This is a genomic window from Butyrivibrio sp. INlla14 (assembly GCF_900102515.1).
Lineage (GTDB): Bacteria > Bacillota > Clostridia > Lachnospirales > Lachnospiraceae > Butyrivibrio.
In genome coordinates this window covers 90,809-116,989 of the sequence record NZ_FMVS01000004.1, presented here as the reverse complement: position 1 = coordinate 116,989, position 26,181 = coordinate 90,809, and the positions used below count along the sequence as shown (strand labels likewise).

Genomic DNA, 26,181 nt, shown 5'->3' with positions numbered 1-26,181 from the left:
TTCTGGCAGTCTGTCCAGGCACAGGTGTTGTTTTTTCAAATTCATACTTTTATTTATGAAATCTTTATATATAGGTTAGCTTTTTTACCTATTTTATGGTCTTTAGATATGTTATAGTCAAAGAACGGATGGCGAAATTTCGATAATTTTGTTGCGGAAAGGAACAAAATAGTATGGAAAAGAAAAGTGGTTCTTTAATGTTGCCTATAGTTGGTTCTATCTTTCTTGCGGTTGTGATCACCGCAATTTCTATTGCTGGTTTCAACATGTATAATACTGTTTCGACTAATGCGCTGCAGGTTGAAGCCTATGAAGAGCGACTCCGCGAAGATATCATGAATGAGCTTAAAAATGAGACTCAGGAAGCCATGAGTATCTGCCAGGTTATGTATGAAAGATATCAGGCTGGTGAGATGACTATGGAAGAAGCTCAGAAAGAGTCTGCGGACATTATCAGAGAGCTGAAATATAATGATGGAGCAGGATATTTCTGGGTAGATACATCCAAAGGTGTCAATGTAGTTCTTTTGGGACATGATACTGAAGGTCAGTCCAGATGGGATAGTGTTGACCCTAATGGTACATACTTTATCCAGGAAATGATAAAAAATGGTCTTCAGGAAGGCGGTGGATATACAAACCTTATGTTTGCCAAGCCCAACGAGACAGAACCACTTCCTAAGATCAATTACACAGCATATTTTGAGCCTTTTGACTGGGTTATGGGTACTGGTGTATGGGTAGATTATATTGATACCCTTAAGAGTGAGTATACAAACGAGGCTAGTAAAGCACTTACCAGCTCTATAACCAGCAGCGTGATCGTAATGATCATTCTTCTTATAGTTGGTATTGCCATTGCCGTCTATATGGGAAGAAGAATTACCGCGCCACTTATCCTTGCCACAGATCAGATGGTTCGCATGTCTAACAATGATTTCACGGATAATGAGCATATGGAGAAAGTTCGACAGCTTCCTGCCAGGGAACACAATGAGATTGGACAGATTGCGGCAGCACTTGACCTTATGCATACCAATATCAGAGATCTGATGATGAAGATTTCAGATACTACTGCTTATGTTGCATCAGCTTCTGAGGAGCTTTCTGCAAGCGCTTCACAGTCAGCCAAAGCTAGTGAAATGGTTGCTACTTCCTGTACATCAGTTGCTGAATCCTGTTCAGGTCAGATCACAGCAGTTGCTGGTGCAAGTAATGAGACCAAGACCTTTGTTGATAACATGCAGGAATTCCAGGATGCTATCGGCAAGACCACTGAGATGATAAAGACTACTAACGAAGCTGCCAAGAAGGGCGCTGCAGATATGACAAATGCTACCAACATGATGGGATCAATCAAGGATTCTGTTGAGAGCACAGCTACTGTAGTAGAAGCTCTTGGCGAACAGCTTAAGAGCATAGATACCTTTGTTGATACAATTGCTGAGATCGCAAGCCAGACAAACCTTCTTTCTCTTAATGCCAGCATTGAAGCTGCAAGAGCAGGTGAAATGGGTAAAGGCTTTGCGGTTGTTGCTAGTGAGATCAGTAAGCTGGCTGATCAGTCTAATGATGCAGCATCCAAGATTACAGAGCTTATAGAAGAGATCATGAAGAACTCCGATGAAGCAGTTTCTGCTATGCGTCAGGGCGCAGAGAATGTAGTAGAAGGTACAGAAACTGTAAACGAGGCAGGTAATACCTTCAGCAACATTGTAGACATGGTATATTCGATTTCTGAGCAGTCTGAGAGAATGAGCGAGATTGTTACTCAGCTTTCAGAAGGAACTGAAACTATTGCAAGTAACATCAGTAAGATCGAGGATATGAGTGCCAACGTTGCAGATGAGACCCAGAACGTATCAGCTGCATCCCAGGAGCAGACAGCTTCTTCGCATGAGGTTGCAGAAGCTTCAGATAAGCTTGCAAGTAATGCTCAGGATCTCCAGGACTTTGTTTCCAAGTTTGATCTTTAATACCACGACAAACGATATTATGCAAAAAAGGCAGCCAGTGCAAAACCGACTGCCTTTTAAAATCTTTAATAATTATTTCTTGTTAACAGCTTCCTTGAGAGCCTTACCAGCTTTGAACTTAGGAACTGTAGCTGCAGGAATCTTAAGTGTAGCGCCAGTCTGAGGATTCTTACCTGTTCTAGCTGCTCTCTTTGCAGTCTCAAATGTTCCGAAGCCAACGAGCTGAACTTTGCCCTTCTTCTTAAGCTCCTTAGTAACAACTTCTGTGAAAGCCTTTACAGCCTTCTCGCTGTCCTTCTTGCTGAGCTTTGTAGCCTTTGCGATAGCTTCAACGAGTTCTGTCTTATTCATATTTTTTCCTCCAAAAGAAAATTGTGTTTGTGGGGCCTTATTGCCCTCATGTAAAAATATTATCGCATTTTAGTACATTTGTTAATACCTATATTAAAAAAACTTTTGTGATATAATTAGTCATCATAGCTTGGAGGGAGCATTACATAATGGAAAACAGAGCATTAGAAATTACACTTATTGTTTTGATCGCCGTGGTTGCGGTATTTGTAGTACTTACTATCTTATCAGCAGTTCTCAATAGAAAGAGAAAGAGCTTAAAGCAAGAGGGAAACATTCTCTGGAAGGACCGGAAGCACACATTTCTTGGATTTCCTTTTTCTTTTACAGTTTATTCAGTTTCTGAGGACAGATTATTTGTAAAAAGAGGTTTCTTTAACATAACAGAGGACGAGGTAAGACTCTACAGAGTGTTGGACATCAGTCTCAAGCAGACACTTGGGCAGAGGATATTGGGCCTTGGTTCTATAGAGCTCAAGACTTCCGACAAGACACTCAAGAACTTTGTAATCGAAGCTGTCTGTCATTCAAGGGATGTAAAAGAGCTCTTGTCTGAGAAGGTTGAGAATCAGCGCAAGGAAAACCGTATTTCTGGCCGTGAGTTCATGTCCTATGATGATGATGACAATGATAACAGTCCTGAGCAGGAGCAAGAAGACATAGATATGTAACTAATGTGGTCTCTTTGACATCGTAGACGTGCAAATTATTAATTTTAGATTTAATGCAATATTTGTAAAAACACTAAAATTAGTATTAAATATCGTCGAGAAATCTAGAAGCACCATCGTCCATGGTGTAAGATTTTTAGTGAACTGATACAGATTTTACTGTTGCAGATGATGTTAAAAAGGAGACAACAATGGCTACAAATAATAATCAGAAAAAAATACCATTTTTCAAGACGGTAGCAGGAATGAGTGGCATTTCATATGCGGCTTTATTGCTGCTATTTGTTGTTTCTATCTTTATTGTTATCGGGCAAATGAACGATATTACATCCACATCCATAGGTACTTCTACAACGGTAGAAGGAGTCATGGATGATATTCGTGTATTTGAAGTAGATATGCGTATTCTGGATAATGATGGATTTGCCTTTGCGGCTATGTATGACACAATCGTATCTATTGGACAGCTGGATGGAAAACTATCAGAAATGGAAAAATGCATTGCCGAGATGGATGCGGCTGTGGAAGGAATCAATTCTACCATGGCAGTTGTTACAAGTGCAGGTAGTACTGCTCAACAGGCGGCTGCTATCCTGCAGGAGAATTATACTCCTTATAAAGCAGGTTATCAGGCAGTTATGAAAGCAGCCAAGGAGGGAGATGTCAATACAATTTTAGGTGTTGTATATGGTGACGCATCAACTCAGCTTGCTAACATGAAAGAGCAGCTGGTTATCTTAAATGAAGAGCTGGTAACTATTCAGAACACAACTCAGAACTATGTTCGTGCAAAAACACAATCTGCGATTATGATGGTCAACCTCATGATGGTTGTTTATGTCATCTTTATCATTGCATTCCTGTTCTGGAACTATAGGTCCATCGGACGTAAGGTTAACCAGATGGCAGATGAAATTAACGGGATCATCAGTGATATTAAGAACAACAAAGGTAATCTTAATGCTAGGGTTGAGACTCAGACTTCATCGGAGCTTGTACATATCAAAGATGGTTTCAACCTCTTTATAGAAACTCTTCAGGGAATCCTGCGTCAGGTCAAGGATGGAACTGTCATACTTACTGAGTCCTCAGAGAATATGACAAATCAGATCATGCTGGCTAGTGACAATATTACAAACACTTCTGCAGCGCTAGAAGAGTTGTCTGCCAGCATGCAGAATGTATCAGATACAGCCAGAGTGATGAATGATAAGCTTGATGATGTAAAGGGCGCTACTGATAATATCAACAATGGTGTAGAGGATGGAACTGCCAAGGCTGAGGAAATCAGGGCAGAGGCTATTGTTATCAAGGAAGATGCACAGAACAAGAAGGACAACACTGGAGCCAAGATGGAAGAATTATCGACTGTTCTTGAGCAATCAGTTAAAGATAGTGAGAAGGTTGCACAGATCAACGAACTTACCAAGGTAATCCTTGATATTGCATCCCAGACTAACCTTCTGGCTCTCAATGCTTCTATTGAGGCAGCAAGAGCTGGAGAAGCTGGAAAAGGATTTGCGGTTGTTGCTTCGGAGATTAGTTCACTAGCTGAGAACTCCCGTCAGACTGCTGGAAATATTCAGGTTATCAGTAATGAAGTTACAGAGGCTGTTACATCTCTTGCAACTAACGCCAATCAGGTGCTTGAGTTTATCAACACGACAGTTCTTGCAGATTACGATGCCTTTGTAGATACGGGTGAAAAATATGAAGAGACAGCAAGACTTATCAATGAAATGCTGGATGGTATTTCAACCCAGTCCCAGAGTCTTAACACAATTATGGGTGAGATGGCTGATTCAGTAACATCCATTTCTGAATCTGTGGAGCAGGCATCTGAAGCAATCAATCAATCTGCAGAACATTCACAGGATATTGTTGATGAGATCAGCGGTATCAGTTCTGCTATGGATACTAATAACGATGTTACAGAAAAGCTTAATGATAGTACAAGGCAGTTTATAACAATTTGAGAATGATAAATGATAAAAGGAGCCAGGCGTTTATACGCCTGGCTCCTTTGCTGATCATTCTTTTCCACTCCAGCAATATGTACATAAGTTGCAGGGTTCAAGTGGAATAGCTTCTATCATGTCATCAAGTCTGTGATAATGAAGTGAAGTGAAATTCAGCTCTTTTCTGATTTCTTCCAGCATAGCCTCATACTGAGGTGAATCGGGATCTGTATATTTTCTTACTGTCTCCTCATCTGGAGATGGATATCCCTCAAGCTTTTCAATAACTCGTCTTGTTATAAGTTCCATTTCTGAGTTGGAACGGGAGAAGTTAAGATACTTACAGCCATATATCAGAGGTGGACAGGCAGGACGGATATGTACCTCGCTGGCGCCGCTCTTATACAAGAACTCGGTAGTCTCACGAAGCTGGGTTCCCCTTACTATGGAGTCATCGATCAGAAGAAGGCTCTTGTTCTTAATAAGCTGATTAACAGGTAGAAGCTTCATCTTGGCTATAAGGTCACGCCTTGACTGAACTGTAGGCATGAAGGACCTTGGCCAGGTAGCTGTATATTTTACAAAAGGTCTGGAATATGGAATTCCAGAAGTGTTGGAGTAACCGATCGCGTGTGCAACACCTGAATCTGGAACGCCTGCTACCAGATCGGGATGAATCCCCCTTTGCATATCACGCTGAGCCAGCTTGGCACCGCAATTATAACGCATTCTTTCTACGTTCAATCCCTCGTAGGTAGATGCAGGGAAACCATAGTAGATCCACAGGAAGGTACAGATACGCATATCTCCCATTCCAGGAGCAACTATCTCTACAGATTCCGGGGTGATAAATGCGATTTCTGCAGGTTCCAGCTCTCTATAGTCAATATATCCAAGATTTAAATAGGAAAAACTTTCGAATGCGACACAGAATCCCTCGTCCTTGTGTCCAATTTGGACAGGAGTTCTGCCATAACGGTCTCTTGCTGCATAGATTCCTTCCGGAGTCATAACTAGCAGAGACATAGATCCCTTTATTATTGCCTGTGCGTAACGGATTCCTTCTACGATTGTAGATTTCTGATTGATGATAGATGCAACAAGCTCGGTAGGGTTGATATCTCCACCACTCATCTCCAGAAAATGTGAATGGTTGTCAGTAAAGAGCTTATTGGTGATCTCGTCGATGTTGTTGATCTTGCCAACAGTGGTGATGGCGTATGTGCCGTGATGTGATCTGACGATAAGTGGCTGAGGTTCATAGTCTGAAATAGAACCGATACCAAGATTGCCCTCCATCTTGAGCATGTCTTCCTCAAATTTGGGCCTGAAATACGACCTCTCAATATTGTGGATAGAGCGGTCAAATCCCTTCTTCTTGTCATAAACAGCCATTCCGGCGCGCCTTGTACCTAAGTGTGAGTGATAGTCAGTTCCGTAAAAAAGGTCAAAAACTGCACTCTCACGAGATGCTACTCCAAAAAATCCTCCCATGGGATCCTCCTTGAATATGAGATTTAAAAGCGATTACGGAAAGTATCATACCACAGGGACCATCGCCTATGCTACAATATTTTTGGAGGAGAAAAACATGAATAACAAGGTACAGCAGCTGAAAGACAGCATGGAACAACGCATTGTGGGGAAGGGCCAGGTTATTGAGCACATTATAACTGCGCTTTTGTCTGGGGGACATGTGCTACTGGAGGATGTGCCTGGTGTTGGCAAAACCTCTCTTGCAAAGGCTCTTGCAGATTCTCTATCTATTTCTTTTTCTAGAATTCAATGTACTCCGGATACTACACCTTCTGATATCACCGGTTTTTCCATGTATAATTCCGAAACTAAGAGTTTTCAGGTTCTTTCAGGACCTGTTGTTAATAATATAGTTCTTGCGGACGAACTTAACAGAACTTCTCCCAAGACCCAGTCGGCCCTTCTTGAGGTAATGGAGGAGCGCAGGGTCACAATCGACGGAAAAGAAATCCCTGTTCCAGAGCCTTTTATGGTAATCGGAACCCAGAATCCTGCGGAAATGGCAGGGACTTATCCACTGCCAGAATCTCAGCTGGACAGATTTGTGGTCAGATTATCTGTGGGATACCCGGATGTTCAGGCATCTGAAGATATGGCAAAGCGTTTTCTTGAAGGAAGTCTTCATCAGGATACAAGCCCTGTCCTTACGGGAAAAGATATCCTGGATATGCGTGAAGATGTGGCCAAGGTCACTATTCATGTGGATTTGCGCTCTTATGCTGTGGCTATAGTGGATGCCACCAGAAATAAGGCTGAGATCAGTTGTGGTGCTTCTCCGAGAGCTCTTTTGGCTATGCTTCGTTATTCCCAGGCCATAGCTTATCTGAATGACAGAGATTACTGTATTCCTGAGGATATTGCAAGTGCAGCACAGCTTACGCTTCCGCACAGACTTATACTAACTTCTGAGGCCAGGCTTAGCCGTGTCACCAAGGAAGACCTGATTAGGAAGATTCTTGAACAGGTGAAGGTATCATGAATATCCTGATCCACAAAAGAGGATTGTTACTATATCTTGCAGTTCTGGCTGCGAGTCTGGTTTTTGCGTCTTTTTACGGTGGTCCGGTTTCTTTCGGGTGGCTTTATGCCATTTTGCTGCTTATTCCCGTTTCTATAGTTTATATATTTGTAAATAGCACGTTCCTTAGGATTTATCAGGAGGTGGAGGTCCATAAGCTCACCAAGGGCGAGGAGCATGGCTTCAGAGCATCCTTTGAAAACGAAGGAATTTTCCCAATCCACAGAATGCGGATATATGTCTATGATGACAGATGCGATCTGTACGAAATTACAAACGGACAGGAGATTTCCCTTAATATCCGTGAAAAGAAAGAACTTCTTTCGGGCATAAGCTGCCGATTCGCAGGTGCTTACTATGTGGGAATCGAGAAGGTAGCCTTTGATGATCCCTTTCACATATTTACTTATGAGCGGGATGTGCCCTATTCCTTCAGGGCTGTGGTAAGCCCCCAGATCACTGATATAGCAAATAAAGCTCTTGATCTTGAAAACATCTTCAATAGTACCGGCTTTAAGAGCCAGAAGCTTTTTGAAAACATTCCAGGAAGCGATTTGAGGCCATATCAAAAGGGCGATTCAATGTCAGCCATTAACTGGAAAGTATCAGCCAGATTGTCAGATCTGGTGGTCCGAGTGCCAGACAGAATGGAGAAAAGAGCTGTCACTATTCTGATGATAGCTTCTGATGTTCCTGAAAGAGACCAGGACACGGAGTTTCTTAAGAAACGAGATTCTTTTCTGGAGTTTGTAGTATCCGCAGCATGGCATTTTGGACAGCAAAACGTCCCAGTTCGCATTATTTATCCATCAGGAAAAGTCACCGAAGCACTGGTTGATTCCTACGATAGCTTCCGCGAGTTCTACAGCATTATCGCTGACAGTATTTTTTACCGCTCAGAGAGCGACTATGCTGAGATCCATAAGCTGGCAGACGATAAGAGGAGTGACGATTTATATGACAATGACACCTGGATTCTGGTCAGAGAGAACACTCAGCCCGGGCAAGATGATTTCTGTGCTTGTGGCTGAGATTAAGCTTCATATGTTTGCATTTATTCTTATTGCTATTGTGGTGGAGTTTACCCTAATGGTCAATGGAAAAAATGTGGGTGTTTCTGGGGGCGTTGTGGCCAAGGAGGTTTCGCATTTTTCTGTAGATGAATTTTGCTTTGGTTTTCTTGCATTCTTTGCACTGTTCAGTGCTTTTGATTATCTTTTCAAAATCTTTGCTAAGAGCAGATTTACTTCGATTTTTTTAGCATTTCCAGCTATTCTCCTTTATTTTTTGTTTAAAGATATGGAGGTTATGCCATATCTCTCTATGACTATAGTGTTGGCTTTTGCAGCAAGGGTGATAATTTCCCTCTTTTTCCAGAAGGAAGTATCGGATTCACTTGAATTTTCAGGCCATAAAATAATGCTATGGGGAATATTCATTATTGATCTTATAGCTTTAGCGGCGTATTTTTTTACGGACTCATTCTCTGCAAACACGCTTACAGACCGCCTTCTATTCATATCATTAGTTATTTTAACTCTTTCATCTCTTCAGCAGATTTTCTATGAAAAATTATCGTTTTCATTTCCATTCCATTATTTTGTAGTCCTTGGAATACTGATCTCATTTATTCCCATGAAAAGCGAACCCATAGATTGGACTCCTGTAATAGATGCTGGTACGAGAATCGTTTATGGCTTCGTGGATATGGCAGATGAAGTTTCTTACAAGCTGTCATTATCCTTTGGGAAAAATAAGTATTCTGCAGGTTATAGCTCTTTCAGAGTGACTGGGGATTCATATTCTGAAACGGATAAGACTCAGATCCTATTAAAATCAGAGGATAAGCCATATTTTGTTTTTGCTGATGAAGAAAATGGCGGAAATCTCAAGGTTAGAAGAGTGGCCTATCTTGCAGGAGGCAGAGGAAAAGATGACAGTAACATCGTGAATTTCCTGAACCTTCTATATAAGAATGAGGCTGACAAGGAATACGCTGCACTTTTTTCCAGAATCTCCAAATTAAATCTTCAGTATGTTTTTCTTGATACCAGAGATGAAATAGCACCAATCAATTCATTGTCGCTGTATGCAGACGAAAAGGGAAGCGGAAAGGGAAAAGAAATAACGGCAGGAGTATCAGATAAGCGTCATCATAAAGGATATAAGATAAATGCAAAATATCTTGAGATAGATTACGGAAGCCCATATTATATAGAACTGATCCGCGGTGGTAACAACATAAAAGAAAGTGAAATGCTATCCTATGCAGATGCCTGCAATTACATGCGAAGCCTGTATGGAATAGGCTTAGAAGAGTTTATGACGGAAGCGTCATACAACAAGACAATGGTGTCAATTGATGAGAGCAATCTTGAACTTCAGAAAACAAGTGCTATCTCCCAGACTAACATGGGGCAATACCTTGATACAAGCGGAGCAATGAATAGAATGTCCGAATTGGCGGAGAATATTCTGAGTGAAGCTCTGAAGAACAGCATAAAATCTGATGGTGACATAAGTACCATAAAATCTGTATCTACCTACGATAAATGCAAAATGGTTGAAGCCTATCTGAGGCAATATGCCTACAATGAGAAGGCTCTAGGCGGAAAAGATCCTTCTTCTGACCTTAGTTCAGCTCAAGGAATGGCAGATATTGCTGACAGATTCCTTTTTGAAACTCAAAGTGGATATTGCGTCCATTTTACTTCAGCCATGGTTATGCTGCTTCGTCTCAATGGCATACCAGCGAGAGTATCAGTGGGATTTCGCTATGCATTCCCTTTTGAAGCACAGGAAAACTATGAAGTTAGCAGCAGTCTGGCCCATGCCTGGCCTGAAGCCTACATAGAAGGAGTAGGATGGATTCCATTTGAACCAACAAGTGGCTATCTGACAGCAGAGGATTTTACCTGGAATCGTAAGGAAAAAAATCTGGAAATCGAGAAGCAATCCTACGAAAGCCTACAGATTCCAAAATCAGAAGTAAAAAGCGAGGAAATAGACCCTGAAGAGTCTGAAAATGCAATAGAGAAGGAAATCGCTCCGCAGCTTATCAGTATTGGAGCCAAAGTTGCCATTAGTGTTGCTGGAATACTGCTTATTTTGATCATTGGAGCCTTTCTCCTTAAAAAGCTTCGCTATAAATATGGTACTCCAACGCAGAAACTAAAAATGGATGTGGAGTCCATAAAACGAATTATCCATAAAAAATCCAATGAGGATTTTGAAGACAGAGGTCTTTTATCGGATTATGAAGAGCGTGTACCAGAGGATATCCGGCCTGAGGTCGCCTGGGTTTTTGCAATCTACTATCGCTCAATTTACGGCAAAAAAGAAGACGAGGGAATAACATCTGAAGAAAACGAAAGGGCACATTTAGTAAAAATGCGGCTTGAATCCTGTTTTTCCAAATAAGAAAGAATTAATTCTTCGTTTTATACAATCTTTTTGGCTATTTAAGACAAAATTAAGAATATTGATTAACGACATGAAGTAAAATTATAAAGAGGATTACTGCGCAAGAGCAGCTTAATTTTCTATGGAGACGAATCTATGCCGAAGGATGCTTATTTTAGTAAAAGACAACAGAATGACGAATATAAGTTTTCAGTAGAGATATCAGAGGAAATGCAGAATGAGACTCTGCATGAGAATCGTATGAGTCAAAGAGTCCTCGGTGAATCGGGCTATAGCGAAGAAGAACTTACCCGTGAAAATGATATGATCGCAAGTCGTCTTCAGGATGAAAGTCTTATGGGCGAAATTAGTCAGGAGATGAGAGAGCGTCTTACTGCCCAGGATAAGACCAGGCTCGCACGAAACCATGCGATTCTTCTTTGTAATGACAAGAAACTTTCCAAGGACAGCGGACTTATGGAAAGCATAAAAAATAGCCTGAAGCTTTTGGATGATGAGCTTAGAAAGCCTATGGCAAACGGCCCTGAAGAGGTGTTCAGCAAGTATGAGTCTGCCATTGCTTTGATGAACCAATACGAAAACACTAAAAATCCTAAGCCTTCAGAGATACTCAGATATCTTAATGACCGCATGTGCGAAGAAAACTCCAATACCATGTTTGTTACTGTGTGGTTTGGAATCATGGATATCACAAATGGAGAGGTAATTGCCGCAAGTGCAGGCCATGAATATCCATTTATTACTGATGAAACGGGCAAGTTCCACATGTTCAAGGATCCCCATGGCATTATGATAGGAGCCCTTGAGGATCAGGGCTATGAGGACTATACAATGACTATTCCAAAGGGCGGAAAGCTCTTTGTTTATACTGATGGCGTCGCTGAAGCCCAGAATAAGGAAGAAGAGCTGTTTGGACTTGATCGCATCGGAGAGAACCTTAATAAACTGGTGAAGCAGGATCCTCAGTCCCTGATAGAAGGTATGCATCAGGCAATTGATGCATTTGAAGAAGGGGCAGAACAGTTTGATGATATTACAATGTTGTGCATAGAGTTTTCTGGAAAGTAAATATTTGTTTAAAAAAAAGAGGCCAGCATCAAAGATGCTGGTCTCTATCTATTTTGTCATAATGTTTCAGTAACCATGGCTCAATTGCTGCAGTCAGCTTCATATCAAGGTTAAAGAAGTAAACGGTAAAAGTCAGCACAAAGAATACTACAAGTACGATTGCTATTATCTTAAGTACCAGAAGAAATGTAGTCATTTCTTTTTCCTCCTATAAAAATGCTATTGTTTAAATTCCTGTGGGCATATTCCTATTTTGCCCACAAGAGGTTATAGATAAAAACTGCAATTACCAGCTCTGATCGTCTGGAAGTACTTCCAGTGATGGATCAATTGGTTCCTCCTGCATTACTGTGCGCATGAAGGAATTGATCTGATCACGAACGCCCTGGCGGGATATGATCCTTGGATCAAAAAGGTCGTGAGATACCCATACAAGAGGGATTCCTCTTTCGCGGGCCTTTTCCTCAAACATTCCATGCATTCCATCAAGGGCTTTACAGCTCATATGCTCCCAGAGAATAACCATATCTGCGTTGAACATCTCAACAAACTCCCAGAGTTCATCCAGTAGTACTTTGTAGCCGCCGTGGGTTCTGTTTCTCATGATCATATTCTCTGTAAGCCATGCCATGTCGTAGATGGCCTGTTCTCTATTTTCAGGAGTGTCCTCTGTTACAAGCTCCTTGGTTGATACCATTGAGAGCATATCTGTAAGAGGAACGATGCCCCAGCAGTTAAGGAGCCATACGAGGAAATCCATGTAGTAGTGAGACTGAACACCCCAAACTATAGCGCGGTGGCGGTATTCCTTGGCTGCCATTTTCTTTTTGGCGTAGGCCTGCCTTGCAAGCTTGGTGATCTTGGCATCTGCTTTTTCAAAAGCAGGGATTCTGCCGCAGATTGCCATGTAGTTGGTCTCTGTATAAAGAGCAAGGTTTGAGCCAAATACCTGAGGATATGGAGTGCGATTCATCTCAAGCCACTCCTGACGGCATTTGGTAAAGTAATTGACACGCTTTGCACACTCGAAATATGCATCCCAATTCCATTTGTGACCAGTGTGTTTTTCTACGAAAGCGATGGCATTTCTTATCTCCTGTGCAGCGTAGTCCTGAACGTCGTCTTCTCTGTGACGAAGTGGAGCAGCAAGCTGGAATACTGGAATACCATTCTCTTTTTCTAGTCTCTGTGAGATAACACCGTTTCCAAGAAGTGAACCGTCGCAGGTAGTGTTACACTGGATCGCGCAGGCACCCAGGATAGGAGCATCATCATCAATTGAAACTCCGGCTTCTGCCTCAGGCATAGGACAGACATCACCAGCGAGGCCAAACTCCTGGGCTACATCTATGTAGTGGCAGGCAGCGCGCTGGTTTAGAAGTACTGAAACGTAGGTTGACGGAGTCTCACGGCTTAAGACCTTAAGATCAGGGAAGCCCATCATTACAGCTGTCATCTCGTTTTCATCAACCAGAACAACCTTATCTGAAAACTTCTTGTCGTTGCCGATTCGTCTGTCGCCTCTAAAGAGAGAATCCAGAAGATTGGCTACATCCTTGATTACAAGGTCCTGTTCAGTATGACAGATTCTGAGGTATTCACCACGAAGACCCTGAGTGTGTCTGTCAACCATCATAGGTACTGCAAGATAATTGGCCATCCAGCGATAGCGGAACATGGCCTTGACGTTTCTGGGCTTCATAACGAACTTGCCCAGAGTCATCATGATCCAGAGCCATCTGGAGTAATCGTACATTGTATCTCTAAAGCCTCGCCATTCGCGGCGTTTGCGGACTCTTGAACCTTCTTTATAAAAATCGCCTAATCTGTCGGCGCCAATCTGTTTAGCCATTTTCCCCACCTCTCTGGATCTTTTTAATCTCAATACTCTCGACAAAGGCCTGAACTCTTGTCTGCATCTGACCTGATGTTCCAATTGAGTAAGGCCTGTCAACTGCAAGAACAGGATATCCGTACTTGTCTCTTAAGATGGTAGAGCCCATCATCTTTTCATAGGCCCAAGGGTCGCAGAACTTCATCTGTTCATAGATGATACCGTCAGCCTTATACTCTTTTGCCAGCTGATCGACGTATTCGCGACGGTGATCCATTTTGTGGGTATTCATGAATCTTGGACATTCGCCCCTGTTCATGTATGCTCTGCAGACCTGAGTTAGAGCATCTTCTTTATCATTAAGTTCGATAGGATTTCTGCCGGGGAGAGAGCCATAGCAGAAGCGGTCTGCACAGACATAAGCTCCGCAGTCTTCCACAAGCTTTATGAAATCAGTATCGTCAATTTCAGAGCCCGCTACGAGTACTCTTGCTCTGAATTTACTCTTTTCATCAGGTTCTCTGGTCTTTATTTCTTCAAGAGTTTCCTCTAATTTGTCTATTAAAAGATATTTCGGAGCTACGTAGGTTGCCAGTGTTATTACAGCAAACTCATAACCGGTGATCCTTGGCTTTTCCTCTTTTTTAAATTCGCCTATGGCGCGGATCAGCCTGCAGATACGGTTGTGATCCTCCACAGCTTTTCTGATGGCTGCATCAGAAATGTCTATGCCATATTTTTCGTTTAGTGGCTTTAAAATATGGTTGCGGCACTGTACTACATATAGATTAAGACCGTTATCGTCGGCCTTCATTGGAATTTCCATGTACTCGAAGAAGAACTTCTCTTTGCCACTGCCAAGGGTCTTTAAAAGTTCCATATTCTCTACACAGCGGTTCATCATGGAACAGCCATCTGGCGTGATCATACAATCGGCAAAGTTAAAGCCGCCTTCTATAGCGCGCTCGAGAAGAGCACGAGAGTATTCACATAAAAAGCTGGTCATATAATATGTGGAAATATCAAGAGATCCTGTCCTGGGTGCACGCAGTCTTGCAGAAAAACACCCCTCTAGATTAATAAGAGGTTCAGGAACATTTTCACAGGTGTATGCCACACAAACCTTTGAATCTGCCTGAGCCTTCTGAACGAGTTCATTATTTGCTTCTAAGAGAAGATTCTCAAAGAATATCAGATGCCTTAAGTCTTTCACTTTTCCCCCTACCCCAATAATTAATTAGAAATTTAAATAGTGTAATAATAGTCTATAGTACGGCATTATTAGTGTCAATTAATAAAGCTTACAAAAAATCAATACCCAAAATAAATAAAGTGACTAAAAATATGGTAAAAAATAATGCAAAATAGATTAGTATCGAAACATTTTTTAAGGAAAGGTTAACTAAGAAAAGGCCAAAATATTATTGAATAGTACCATATACTATTGTAAGCAACTTAGGATATCATAGGTAAAGTGTGTTTAAGAATCAATGAGAGTTGGCTGAGGTTCAAAGTAGGAGAATGTTATGAGTAAAATCTGGGATTACAAAAAGTTTCAGGAAGTTATCCGCGCTGCAGCTGCGGAAGGAATAGTTCTTTTGGAGAACGAGGGGAATGTTCTTCCTCTTAAAAAGAATGAGAAGATTGCAGTATTTGGCAGAAGCCAGATGAATTATTACAAGAGTGGAACCGGGTCAGGCGGCATGGTAAATGTTGACTATGTTGTTGGAATCTTTGAAGCCCTGGAAAATTCACGATATTTTAAGATTAATAAGGCTGTAAGAAAGGCCTATGAAGAATTTGTTAAGGAAAATCCTTTTGACACAGGTATAGGCTGGGCCGCTGAGCCATGGTTTCAGAAGGAAATGCCTCTTACAGAAGACTTTGTAGAAGAGGCAGCTAAAGAGTCTGGAACTGCTATTTTTATCATTGGTAGAACAGCAGGTGAGGATCAGGATAACAAGAATGAAAAGGGCAGTTTTCTTCTGACTGATGAGGAGAAGGATGCTCTGAGCAAGGTCTGCAGAGCTTTTGATAAGACAGTAGTTCTTTTAAATGTTGGAAATATCATAGATATGAAGTGGGTAAAAGAGATAAAGCCTTCTTCAGTTCTCTATGTATGGCAGGGAGGTCAGGAAGGCGGAAACGCCGTATTTGACGTATTAAGCGGCAGGGTAAATCCATCAGGTAAGCTTCCTGATACAATAGCAGCTAATATAAGCGACTATTCATCTACAGAAAACTTTGGCTCTGATAAGGAAAACTATCAGACTGAGGATATCTATGTAGGATACCGCTATTTCGAGACCTTTGACAAAGAAAGCGTTCTTTATCCTTTTGGCTATGGACTTTCATATACAAGCTTTGATATAGCGCCGGGAGCTTTTTCTTTTGACAAAAAAGATGGAATATCTCTGGAGGTTCTGGTTCGCAATACTGGAGATGTAGATGGTAAGGAGGCTGTACAGGTTTATGTAGAGGCTCCTATGGGCAAGCTAGGCAAGGCAAGCAGAGCCTTATGTGGATTTAATAAGACAGATCTTTTACGCAAGGGAGATTCCCAGAGAATTAGCTTTGAGATACCTCTGTACTATCTTGCATCCTATGATGATAGCGGTGTTACAGGTCATAAGTCCTGCTATGTGTTAGAGGATGGTATATATAACATATATATCGGAAGCGATATAAGAAGCGCTAAGCTTGCGGGTTCTTTTACTGTTGAAAAGACTGAAGTTGTGTGCTCCTGTGAGGAGGCATATGCGCCAATCTATGACTTCAAGCGCCTTAAGGCGGTTTGCATGGATGGAAGTGTAGAAAAGACCTATGAGAAAGTTCCTGTAAGAACAGTTGACCCAAATAAGAGAAGCAAGGACAGACTTCCTAAGGCACTTCCCTTTACAGGAGATAAGGGCTATAAGCTTGTGGATGTGGAGAATAAGAAGGTCTCCATGGATGAGTTTATTGCACAGCTCTCAGATGAAGATCTTTGCTGCATGATGAGAGGTGAAGGAATGTGCTCACCTAAGGTAACAGCAGGAATTGCAGGAGCCTTCGGCGGAGTTACAGATAAGCTTGCGGCATTTGGAATACCTGTTGCGGGCTGCTCTGATGGCCCATCTGGAATTCGTATGGACTGCGGAACCCATGCATTTTCTCTTCCAAACGGAACCTGTCTTGCCTGCACTTTCAACGAGGAGCTTAACGAAGAGCTCTTTAACTGGGAAGGACTTGATCTTAGAAGATATAGGATTGATGCCCTTTTGGGACCTGGTATGAACATTCACAGAAATCCTATGAATGGTAGAAATTTTGAGTATTTCTCTGAGGATCCTTTCCTTACAGGTAAGCTTGTTGCTGCTCAGCTGCGTGGACTTCACAAGTATGATGTGACTGGTGTTATCAAGCACTTTGCTGGAAACACACAGGAGTTTAAGAGACATAACGTTAATAATATTGTTTCTGAGAGAGCCCTTCGTGAGATTTATTTAAAGGGCTTTGAAATCGCAGTAAGAGAGGGCAATGCCAGAGCAATAATGAGCACCTATGGCCCTGTAAATGGCATCTGGACTGCCAGCAGCTATGATCTTCTTACTACTATCCTGCGCGGAGAGTGGGGATTTGACGGAATTGTAATGACAGACTGGTGGGCAATGGGCAATAACTTTGCAGGAGATGCTGGTGATTACAAGAATGTATCTTCTCAGGTTCGCGCTCAGAACGACCTTAACATGGTAAATGGAAATGCAGAGACTAACTCAAACGGAGATGACCTTGAGAAGGCTCTACAGGATGGAAGACTTTCAAGAGCAGAGCTTGCAAGATGTGCAGAGAATATCCTAAGATTCCTGCTAAAGAGCCCGGCTTACAGACACCTCTTGGGAGAAGAGTCAGAGCTTGATGAGGAATTAAAGAGTGCAGTTACTGCGGAGGATGTTCGTCTTCAGGAGATAATAGATGTAAAGATGCCTGGCAACGAGGTTTCCCTGGATACATCTCTCATAAAGACAGGAAGAGGAGATGAGACAACATTTCTTTTAACTGAAGTTAAGAGAAGCGTTGTTGAACTGGAGCTTGTGCTTAAAGCTGATGATCAGCCTGATGTGGCGCAGCTTCCTATTTCTATCTTCCAGGATAAGGGTCTTGTAAAGACTATTACACTTACCGGTATGGACAGAGACTGGAAGACAGTGAAAGTTACTCTTTTCCCTTCTTATATCGGCACTTTCTATCTTAAGTTCTTCCTGACTCAGGGCGGACTTTGCATTAAGTCTGCAAAGCTTAGGGTTGTAGAGGAACTGTAATATATACTGGATGAATTAGTCTGGGAATTTATATACTATAAAATTCTAATTTAGTTTTAGCTGCAGGATTAATCCTTCTTGGATTGATCCTGCATTTTAATATTACCTTACTCCTTCTCAGCAAGAAGTCCTGTTCTATAGGCATTTAAGAGCTTTTCAAGCTGAGCAATAGTTTCCTTGATGTTCTGGCCGATGTCAGTGTCTGCCACGGTCTTTCTCTTGTCAACATGCTGGACCAGTACAGTATCTGAATGGATGTCACTTCCAGTCTCCACGGCCTTTTCAACAGATTCAAAAGGCTCATGGGCTGCCAGAAGGAATCCATAAGAATTGTAGGTCAAGGTATAGCCTGCAATTCCGGTCTTTGGCTGATAAGCCTTGGAAAATCCGCCGTCAATAACGATAAGTCTTCCGCCGCACTTAATAGGAAGTTCGCCCTTCTTGGCTTCCACAGGCACATGACCGTTTACAATGCGGCTCTCAGGAGATGTAAGACCAAACTCACTCATGATCATGTTTATTGTTTCTTCATCGTCATACCAGCTGTAATAGGGATTTTTCTTCTCTTCGTGAGTCTCCTTCTCAGCAATAAAGTAGCGCTCAAAGGTAGCCATTTTGTTCTTGCCAAACACTGGAGAATTCTCATGGCACCAAGTGTACCACAGCATGTCCATTCCAAGCTGCTTCTCATCAGGGTCCAGAGCGTAGTAGCCTTTCCTTAGGATCTTCTCAAGCTCGTCATACAGAGCCTTGCCCTTGTATTTGTGGCCGCAGAGCTCTATTTCCTTGAGCTTGCCATCTTCTGTAAGCGGTACACAGCCATGATACAAGAGGTTATTGTTATATACCTTATATAAACTTCCCTTGCGGAAAAGAAATCTCACATGCTCCTGGAGTTTCTCGCACCTGATAAAGCCATTTCGCAGCTTTTCCATAACTTCAGCTTCTTCCGGAGACAGAGCATAAGGATCCGCAGGATCAATTGTGGGGAAATTTGTGTCAAGGAGCTTGTATTCAACATTCCGGATATGGACAACGCCTCTCTCAAGATCCATCTTATCAAGAAGAAGCCTGTCCTCCATGTGGAACTCAGGATGGGCCTTAATAAGCTGGCCTTCCACCTTAAACTGTATTACTGCAATTGCCTTATGCATCTTGCGGTCAATATCTGCATTGGAAAGGTCATACTCGCCCTCTCTGTAATGCAGCTTAAAGCAGTCGCAGGGGTCATCCTTGTAGGTATCAAGAGCAAACTTGAAAAGTGGAAGAAGATTGATACCATAACCGTCTTCCAGAATATCAAGGTTTCCATATCTTGCAGAGAAACGCAGAACTGTGGCGATGCAGGCTAGCTGGCCGGTTGCTGCGCCCATCCATACTACATCGTGATTGCCCCACTGAATATCAACGCTATGGTGATGCATAAGAGTATCCATGCACAGATGCGGCCCTGGGCCTCTGTCATAGATATCACCTACAATATGAAGGTGATCAACAACAAAGCGGGTAATAGCGTTTGATAGCGCCACAATGAGCTCTGGCGCCTTGCCAATTCTGATGACTGTATGGATTATCTCGTTGTAATAGGCTTCCTGATTGCCCAAGTCCCTTCGTCCAGTGATCAGCTCTTCAATCACATATGCAAAGTCCTTGGGAAGAGCCTTTCTAACCTTGGACCTTGTGTACTTGCTGGCTGCGCTCTTACACACCTGTATCAGGCGATTTATCATAACTACATACCACTCATCCATGTTCCAGGTGGTATTTTTGATCATTCTGATGCGCTCTTCAGGGTAATAGATTAAAGTCGCAAGATCTCTTTTCTCTTTTTCGGAGAGCATATTGCCAAACTCCTCATCTATCTTGCGTTTAACGGCACCAGATCCGTTTCGGAGCACATGGGCAAACTGCTCATATTCTCCATGGATATCCGATAGATAGTGTTCTGTGCCCTTTGGAAGGCTGAGTATTGACTGAAGGTTTATGATCTCCGTTGCTGTCGTTGCTACATTTGGAAACTGATTAGATAAAATCCTAAGATACTGAGCTTCTAAATTACTTCCCATGCAATCGTCCTCCTCATCTGATGCGCAGTGACCCAAATTCGGGGCCGTGAATGATATTAGGCATTAGGCAAAAGTTAATGCTGTTTGCGATATCACGAAAAGAAATATGTCACCACATATTAATGGTAACATATCGCGTGTGAAATAAAATGCAGGATTAATCCAAAAAATGGTTAATCCTGCATTGCCTGGACTTAAGAAGTTTTGTTCTTGGCTGCTCCGAAGAACCTAAGGACGGCGATATTTGTCCTGAATGTGGACGTGAGATCATTGTTTTTGATGAAATATGGTATATATAATCACAAAAAACGGAGTTTATAGTAGAATCGGAATGGATACGGAATAGAAAAAGCTATGGAGTAGACAAATGAAAGAATATGAATACAAAGTTCACGAGCCGAAAATTGTTGCTATACTGGCTGGACTATGCCTTTTTTTGGACTTGATCATTGTTTTAATTGGGGTGGATCAGATAATTACCGGATATATGACCCAGCTGGGATGGTTTTTGGGGTGTACTATAGCGTTTCTTTTGCCAGGAATACTTCTATTGCTGGATTACAAGCGCAGAGCACTTTACGTGATCAGATCTGGCCATGAATATTGTTATGTCCCATTAATTGGTAAAAAAAGATATTTTCGAAGAGAAGATATAGCATCGGCGAAGCTTCGATGGGGAAGTTGTTTTCATATGGGCTACAGCATCGTTGCAACTGACCATAATGGGAAAAAACTGTTTAGTGTCGAAGACAATATGGTAAACGCAGAAAAGATTGTATGTATAGCACAAAATGAATTTCAGAAAGGCAACAATTTTTAACACTAATGATTCTTAAATGTTAATTATGGTTGGTGGACTCATACTTATTAGTGCAATAGAATAGTGTTAAAATAAATTGCAAAGGTGGGATTAGTATGAGAAAACACTATTTGGACAACATTCGCTGGGTCACTGTCGTCATCGTTGTTATCTATCATGTGTTTTATATGTATAACGCTGAGGGCGTGCTTGGAGGTCTGGGAAAGATTACAGATCTTCCGGTTCAGTACTACGATGGTTTTCAGTATCTGGTCTATCCATGGTTTATGCCTGTACTTTTCGTTGTTTCAGGAATCAGCGCCAGGTTATCACTTGATTCGCATTCAGACAAAGAGTTTATAAAGTCTAGAACTTTAAAGCTTCTGGTTCCATCGACAATAGGTCTTTTTGTATTTCAATTCATTCAGGGGTATGTGAGCATGTCATTGGGTGGAGGATTCGAAGGTCTTGTATCAGAGGGCGTTCCGAAGCTTGTTATCTATTTGATAATGGTTGCCTCCGGAAGTGGAGTACTCTGGTATATGCATCTCCTGTGGATATACTGTGTTGTGCTTGTTCTTATCAGAAAGATTGAAAAAGGAAAGCTTTTGGAAGCAGGGGCTAAGACTCCTTTGTGGCTTGTAGCAGTTTTTATTTTACCCATTTGGGGAGCGGCTCAGATTTTTAACACTCCCATAGTTCCTGTTTACAGAGTTGCGTTCTACTTCGTTTTCTTCATGCTTGGTTACTTCGTGTTCTCCAATGATGAGGTGATTGAAAGACTGAAGAAGATAGCAGTACCTTTGATCATGTTAGCTGTTGCGATATGCGTGACTTTCACTGTTATGTATTTTGGTAATAATTATGCAGATAAGCCAATTAACAGAGGCTTCTTATATGTTCTTGATGCATACGTGGGATCACTGGCAATGCTGGCCGGAATGGCACGCTTTGGGGACTTTTCGGGATCTTTATCCAAATGGATGTCAGGGCATAGTTTCGGACTATATGTGTTCCACTACCTTGGAATATCTTCCGTTGCTCTGATATTTGCAAAACCTGGACTATTGTCTGCGCCTGTATGTTACATATTAAGCCTTTCGGCAGGGCTTGTATTCGGATACGGGCTATATGCTATTATTTCAAGGATTCCGTTCTTCAGGTGGGCAGTGCTGGGAATTAAAAAGGAGAAATAAATGTTTAAGGACAATCTGGTTCAGTTGCGTAAATTATTACAGATGACTCAGGAGGATGTGGCAGAAAAACTTGGCGTTACAAGGCAGTCCGTTGCAAAATGGGAAGCCGGAGAGAGTATTCCGGATCTTGATAAATGCAAGCAGCTTGCCAATATTTTTGGAGTATCTCTTGACGACCTGGCTAATTACGAGCCCGAGGACAATATGGGATTTGCAGTTCCACCTAAGGGCAAGCATCTTTTTGGCCTTGTGACAGTGGGAGACAAGGGGCAGATAGTGATTCCTGCAAAAGCCAGAAAGCTGTTCGATATATCTGCCGGCGACCAGCTGGTTGTTCTGGGAGACGAAGGCCAGGGAATTGCCATAGTCAAAACTGAAAATTTCCTGGCATTGGCCGGTATGATTGCAAAACTTAAATGAGTTAAGGACGAATGGTGTAAATGTTAAAGTACAGAGAAATGTCAGTAATGGACAAAGATTATGCAAATAAAAATTGTTTCTAGAGATAACCTCAAAAAAGTGATATAATTGACGACGCTGTCGCAAATTTATCAAAGAATTTTTTAATGGGAGTCTTTAGTAACAAAATGAAAGAAGAAAAGAAATTGGGGCTTATGCCTCTTATACTGATGATCTTCACATCAGTTTATGGTTTTAATAACATTCCAAGGTCATATTATTTGATGGGCTATGCAGCGATTCCTTGGTTTGTTATAGCAGGTATTTTGTTCTTTATACCTTTCGCATTTATGATTGCAGAATTTGGTTCCGCATTTAGAAATGAAACTGGTGGTATGTATTCCTGGATGTGCAAATCTGTAGGGCCCAAATATGCATTTGTAGGAACTCTTATGTGGTACACATCATACATACTGTGGATGGTAAACGTATCCTCAGGTATCTGGGTACCAGTATCAAATATCATTTTTGGTGAGGACAACACAGCAAATTGGTCGCTTTTTGGATCACAGTTTTTATCTGGTTCAAGATTACTTGGACTGATGGCGGTAGCATTTTTCATTATTATTACTTATTTTGATTCAAAGGGAATAGATAAGATTAGCGCTGTAACATCTGTTGGTGGTACAGCTGTTCTTACGATCAATATTTTGGTTGTAGTTGGCTCAATTGTTATGATCATTGCTCGCCATGGACAGCTTGAGCAGCCATTTATAGGCTTTGAGTCTCTTAAGACTCCGCTTAACGCAGCTTACCAGGGGAGTCCTATCATGATCTTATCATTTATCGTTTATGCACTTTTCGCATATGGCGGAATTGAAGCTGTAGGCGGTTTTGTAGATAAGACAGAAAACCCCAAAAAGAACTTTCCTATGGGAATTGTGTCAGCGGCACTTGTTATTGTTGTTGGATATGCACTTTTGATCATGCTTGTTGGTTCTTTTACAAATTACAGTGAGATCCTCGGATCAGACAGCATCACGCTTGGCAACGTTTCATATGTGATCATGTCAAACTTTGCTGCATCATTTGGTAAGGCTTTTGGCGCATCACAGGCTACGCAGGTAGCACTTGCTCACGGCTTTGCCAGAGTATACGCACTTATCATGCTTCTTGCACTTATGGGAGCTATGTTTACTCTTGTATATTCTCCGCTAAAACAGCTTATCGAGGGCACTCCCAAGGAACTTTGGCCTGGAAAAATGGGCGAGATTTCTGAGGACGGCATGCCAAGGAATGCTATGTGGATACAGTGCACGATCGTTTGCATAATGGTACTTTTAGTATCATTTGGTGGCGACACAATGCAGCAGTTTTTCGTTATTTTGACAGCTATGGTTAATGTAGGAATGACAGTGCCTTACATGTTTATATCATTTGCTTTCCCTAAGTTCAAAAAAATGAAGGACGTTGACAGAAGCTTTGTAATATATAAATCACAGGCTTCAGCTAATATCTGGGGCTATGTTGTAACACTTACACTTTTACTGGCTAATGTATTTGCTATTATCCAGCCAGCCCTTGATGGCGACTTTAAGACTACATTTTGGTCACTTAGTGGTCCTGTAGTATTTGGCCTTGCTGCCTGGATCATTTACACAAGCTATGAAAAGCGTCTAAAATCAAATAAGGATAATGCTTGATTATTTTCTTATTTGGCTGTATAATCCGATAGCGCAATAAACGACAGTTCATTTGTACCTTCCTGTCGCTAAACAAAACCAGGACTACATGAAATAACTATGTCTATTTATGTAGCTCTGCGTTTATACGCAGAGCTTTTTTGTTGCACAAGACCGGCAAGCGAATGGATGCTTGCATACAAATTCATTTGCCGGTCGTAAGAACATGGAGCACTAAGTGCGGAATGTTCGTGTGCGAAATCGAGTAGGAGTCAGCCTACTCGATTTTGCGCGCCATGGGCGCGCTCTAATGGGTGAAGAGAATGAAGAAAATTATTATCGATTGCGATCCTGGAATTGATGATTCGCTTGCCATAATGCTGGCGCTTAATAGCCCCGAGGTTGAGGTTGTAGGAATAACAATAGTAGCTGGGAATTCTCCTGTAACTATGGGCTTTCATAATGCCAAAAAAATCCTAAGCTTCCTTGGAAGGCTTGATGTGCCAGTGTTTGTAGGAGCAGACAGACCAAGAGTAAGAGAATATGTAAACGCCCTTGATACGCATGGGGAAGATGGCCTTGGCGAGAGCTTTTTGCCTGAAGTTCCTGGGCAGGAGATACCGGATAAGACTGCGGTTTCGTTCTTGAGGGAGACACTTAAAGAGGGCGGCGTTTCAGTTGTAGCTCTTGGACCCCTTACAAATCTGGCAAGGCTTATTGATGAAGATTTAGAGGCATTTCTTTCAATAGAAAGGTTAGTGTCCATGGGCGGAAACTTTAGAAGCCATGGTAACTGCTCACCAGTTGCTGAATACAACTACTGGGAAGACCCTGACAGTGCCAAGGTTGTCTTTGATACGCTTTATGAGCACCATGGAAGAATCGAGATGGTTGGCCTTGATGTAACCAGGGAAATCGTTCTCACGCCGGAAATCCTTGATCAGATGAAAAAAGTCAATTCAGTAACAGGTGATTTTATTGAGAAAATAACAGTCTTCTACTTCAAATTCCATTGGGAATGGGAGCATATAAGAGGATGTGTCATAAATGATCCTTTGGCTGTTGCGCAGTTCATAAATCCCAATATTCTTACAGGAATAGAGGCATTTACCGAGGTGGAAACTAGTGGAATCAGCATGGGACAAACTGTTGTGGATTCCATGGGTTTTTACCGCAAGGAGAGTAATGCTCAAATTTTTACCCGGGTAGACAAGAAGACTTTTTGGGAAATGTTTTTGACCAGGATATTGGGAATCACGCAATCTGAGTACAAGGAGAGATTTGCGCAATTTTTTACATGAGATTGGAGAATTGAGATGAGTAACAATATTAAGAAACTAACATTTATGGCTGTAGCAGTTGCAATCAACATCGTTGGAAGTAAGATAGCTCTTTTTCTGAATCTGCCTATCTTTCTTGACAGTATAGGAACAATGCTTGCAGGAATTGCATTAGGACCTCTTGCAGGTGGTCTTACAGCGCTGGTTGGCGGACTTGTAAACGGTGTTCTGGGAGATATTTACGCTATTTATTTTTCTATCAGCGGAGTTTTGATGGGCGTACTTGCGGGATTTCTTTTTCATAATAAAAAGAATTCCTGGGTTTTACTGCCACTTAAGACCCTTGTTGTAACACTTCCTGCATCTGCTCTGTCAGCCTGTATTGAGACCTTCCTTTTTGGTGGCATTACTTCTGCAGTTGTAACAACCTTCATTATTCAGGCCCTTTCACAGACTGCGCTTAAGCTTTTTGGCAGTGCGTTCCTGACACAGGCTGTTACAGACTATGTGGATAAGCTCATTGCTATTATTCTTGTTGTAGTATCCATGAAACATCTGCCTTACGAGCTTACACACTTTGAAGATAATAAGAAGGCAAAAGAAAAGGTAGCAGACTAAAGCTA

Annotated in this window: 20 protein-coding genes; 14 read left to right on the top strand and 6 right to left on the bottom strand. The window is 41.8% G+C overall.

The features are described from left to right. Window positions 1-173: 173 nt before the first annotated feature. A complete protein-coding gene (locus BLO53_RS02995) occupies window positions 174-1,976 on the top strand; it encodes a methyl-accepting chemotaxis protein (RefSeq protein WP_092059042.1) in 1,803 nt (600 codons plus the stop codon). Between the two features lie 72 nt (window positions 1,977-2,048). Here the strand turns inward: BLO53_RS02995 and BLO53_RS02990 are convergent, their stop codons facing one another. Then, window positions 2,049-2,327 carry an HU family DNA-binding protein gene (locus BLO53_RS02990; protein WP_026489853.1) on the bottom strand — a complete coding sequence of 93 codons (279 nt, stop codon included), beginning with the start codon at window positions 2,325-2,327 and terminating at the stop codon, window positions 2,049-2,051. A 149-nt stretch (window positions 2,328-2,476) separates the two neighbouring features. Between BLO53_RS02990 and BLO53_RS02985 the strand changes: the two genes are divergently transcribed. Both BLO53_RS02985 and BLO53_RS02980 read left to right on the top strand, forming a co-directional pair. Then, a complete protein-coding gene (locus BLO53_RS02985; protein ID WP_092059041.1) occupies window positions 2,477-2,998 on the top strand; it encodes a PH domain-containing protein in 522 nt (173 codons plus the stop codon). A gap of 191 nt (window positions 2,999-3,189) precedes the next feature. Continuing rightward, entirely contained in the window at window positions 3,190-4,974 is a 1,785-nt protein-coding gene (locus BLO53_RS02980; RefSeq protein WP_092059040.1) for a methyl-accepting chemotaxis protein, read from the top strand. A 54-nt stretch (window positions 4,975-5,028) separates the two neighbouring features. Here BLO53_RS02980 and BLO53_RS02975 read toward each other — a convergent pair whose 3' ends face one another. Beyond that, window positions 5,029-6,450 (bottom strand): amidophosphoribosyltransferase, encoded by a 1,422-nt coding sequence (locus BLO53_RS02975; protein ID WP_026489856.1) that lies wholly within the window; start codon window positions 6,448-6,450, stop codon window positions 5,029-5,031. 97 nt (window positions 6,451-6,547) lie between these two features. On the opposite strand from BLO53_RS02975, the gene BLO53_RS02970 reads away from it, so the two are divergent. The 4 genes from BLO53_RS02970 (at window position 6,548) to BLO53_RS02955 (ending at window position 12,001) form a co-directional block, all read left to right on the top strand. Continuing rightward, window positions 6,548-7,471 (top strand): AAA family ATPase, encoded by a 924-nt coding sequence (locus BLO53_RS02970; RefSeq protein ID WP_092059125.1) that lies wholly within the window; start codon window positions 6,548-6,550, stop codon window positions 7,469-7,471. Next, window positions 7,468-8,541: a DUF58 domain-containing protein gene (locus BLO53_RS02965; RefSeq protein WP_092059039.1), complete on the top strand. Its 1,074-nt coding sequence runs from the start codon at window positions 7,468-7,470 to the stop codon at window positions 8,539-8,541. The genes BLO53_RS02970 and BLO53_RS02965 overlap by 4 nt, the downstream gene beginning before the upstream one ends. Next, window positions 8,468-10,930 carry a transglutaminase-like domain-containing protein gene (locus tag BLO53_RS02960; protein WP_092059038.1) on the top strand — a complete coding sequence of 821 codons (2,463 nt, stop codon included), beginning with the start codon at window positions 8,468-8,470 and terminating at the stop codon, window positions 10,928-10,930. The genes BLO53_RS02965 and BLO53_RS02960 overlap by 74 nt, the downstream gene beginning before the upstream one ends. Before the next feature lie 138 nt (window positions 10,931-11,068). After that, window positions 11,069-12,001 (top strand): PP2C family protein-serine/threonine phosphatase, encoded by a 933-nt coding sequence (locus BLO53_RS02955; protein WP_092059037.1) that lies wholly within the window; start codon window positions 11,069-11,071, stop codon window positions 11,999-12,001. 28 nt (window positions 12,002-12,029) lie between these two features. On the opposite strand, the gene BLO53_RS19085 is transcribed toward BLO53_RS02955, so the two are convergent. The 3 genes from BLO53_RS19085 to BLO53_RS02945 form a co-directional block, all read right to left on the bottom strand. Continuing rightward, window positions 12,030-12,197, bottom strand: a complete 168-nt coding sequence (locus tag BLO53_RS19085) for a hypothetical protein (RefSeq protein WP_176757138.1) — start codon at window positions 12,195-12,197, stop codon at window positions 12,030-12,032. Between the two features lie 90 nt (window positions 12,198-12,287). Continuing rightward, window positions 12,288-13,853, bottom strand: a complete 1,566-nt coding sequence (locus BLO53_RS02950; protein WP_092059036.1) for a 2-hydroxyacyl-CoA dehydratase family protein — start codon at window positions 13,851-13,853, stop codon at window positions 12,288-12,290. After that, on the bottom strand, window positions 13,846-15,048 hold the full coding sequence (locus BLO53_RS02945) for a 2-hydroxyacyl-CoA dehydratase family protein (protein WP_092059035.1): 1,203 nt from the start codon (window positions 15,046-15,048) through the stop codon (window positions 13,846-13,848). The genes BLO53_RS02950 and BLO53_RS02945 overlap by 8 nt, the downstream gene beginning before the upstream one ends. A 313-nt stretch (window positions 15,049-15,361) precedes the next feature. Between BLO53_RS02945 and BLO53_RS02940 the strand changes: the two genes are divergently transcribed. Beyond that, window positions 15,362-18,136, top strand: coding sequence for a glycoside hydrolase family 3 protein (locus tag BLO53_RS02940; RefSeq protein ID WP_092059034.1), 2,775 nt, complete (start codon window positions 15,362-15,364; stop codon window positions 18,134-18,136). Between the two features lie 107 nt (window positions 18,137-18,243). On the opposite strand, the gene BLO53_RS02935 is transcribed toward BLO53_RS02940, so the two are convergent. Continuing rightward, complete coding sequence (locus tag BLO53_RS02935; RefSeq protein WP_092059033.1) at window positions 18,244-20,202, bottom strand: fructose-1,6-bisphosphatase; 1,959 nt, start codon at window positions 20,200-20,202, stop codon at window positions 18,244-18,246. Between the two features lie 367 nt (window positions 20,203-20,569). Between BLO53_RS02935 and BLO53_RS02930 the strand changes: the two genes are divergently transcribed. The 6 genes from BLO53_RS02930 to BLO53_RS02905 all read left to right on the top strand — a co-directional run bounded on the left by BLO53_RS02930 (window position 20,570) and on the right by BLO53_RS02905 (window position 26,176). Next, a complete protein-coding gene (locus BLO53_RS02930) occupies window positions 20,570-21,022 on the top strand; it encodes a hypothetical protein (protein ID WP_092059032.1) in 453 nt (150 codons plus the stop codon). A gap of 95 nt (window positions 21,023-21,117) precedes the next feature. Continuing rightward, a complete protein-coding gene (locus BLO53_RS02925; protein ID WP_092059031.1) occupies window positions 21,118-22,197 on the top strand; it encodes an acyltransferase family protein in 1,080 nt (359 codons plus the stop codon). After that, window positions 22,198-22,617, top strand: a complete 420-nt coding sequence (locus tag BLO53_RS02920) for a helix-turn-helix domain-containing protein (protein ID WP_092059030.1) — start codon at window positions 22,198-22,200, stop codon at window positions 22,615-22,617. A gap of 167 nt (window positions 22,618-22,784) precedes the next feature. Further along, a complete protein-coding gene (gene yjeM / locus BLO53_RS02915) occupies window positions 22,785-24,299 on the top strand; it encodes a glutamate/gamma-aminobutyrate family transporter YjeM (RefSeq protein ID WP_092059029.1) in 1,515 nt (504 codons plus the stop codon). Between the two features lie 302 nt (window positions 24,300-24,601). Beyond that, a complete protein-coding gene (locus BLO53_RS02910; protein WP_092059028.1) occupies window positions 24,602-25,579 on the top strand; it encodes a nucleoside hydrolase in 978 nt (325 codons plus the stop codon). A gap of 15 nt (window positions 25,580-25,594) precedes the next feature. Next, a complete protein-coding gene (locus BLO53_RS02905) occupies window positions 25,595-26,176 on the top strand; it encodes an ECF transporter S component (protein ID WP_092059027.1) in 582 nt (193 codons plus the stop codon). Window positions 26,177-26,181 lie beyond the last annotated feature (5 nt).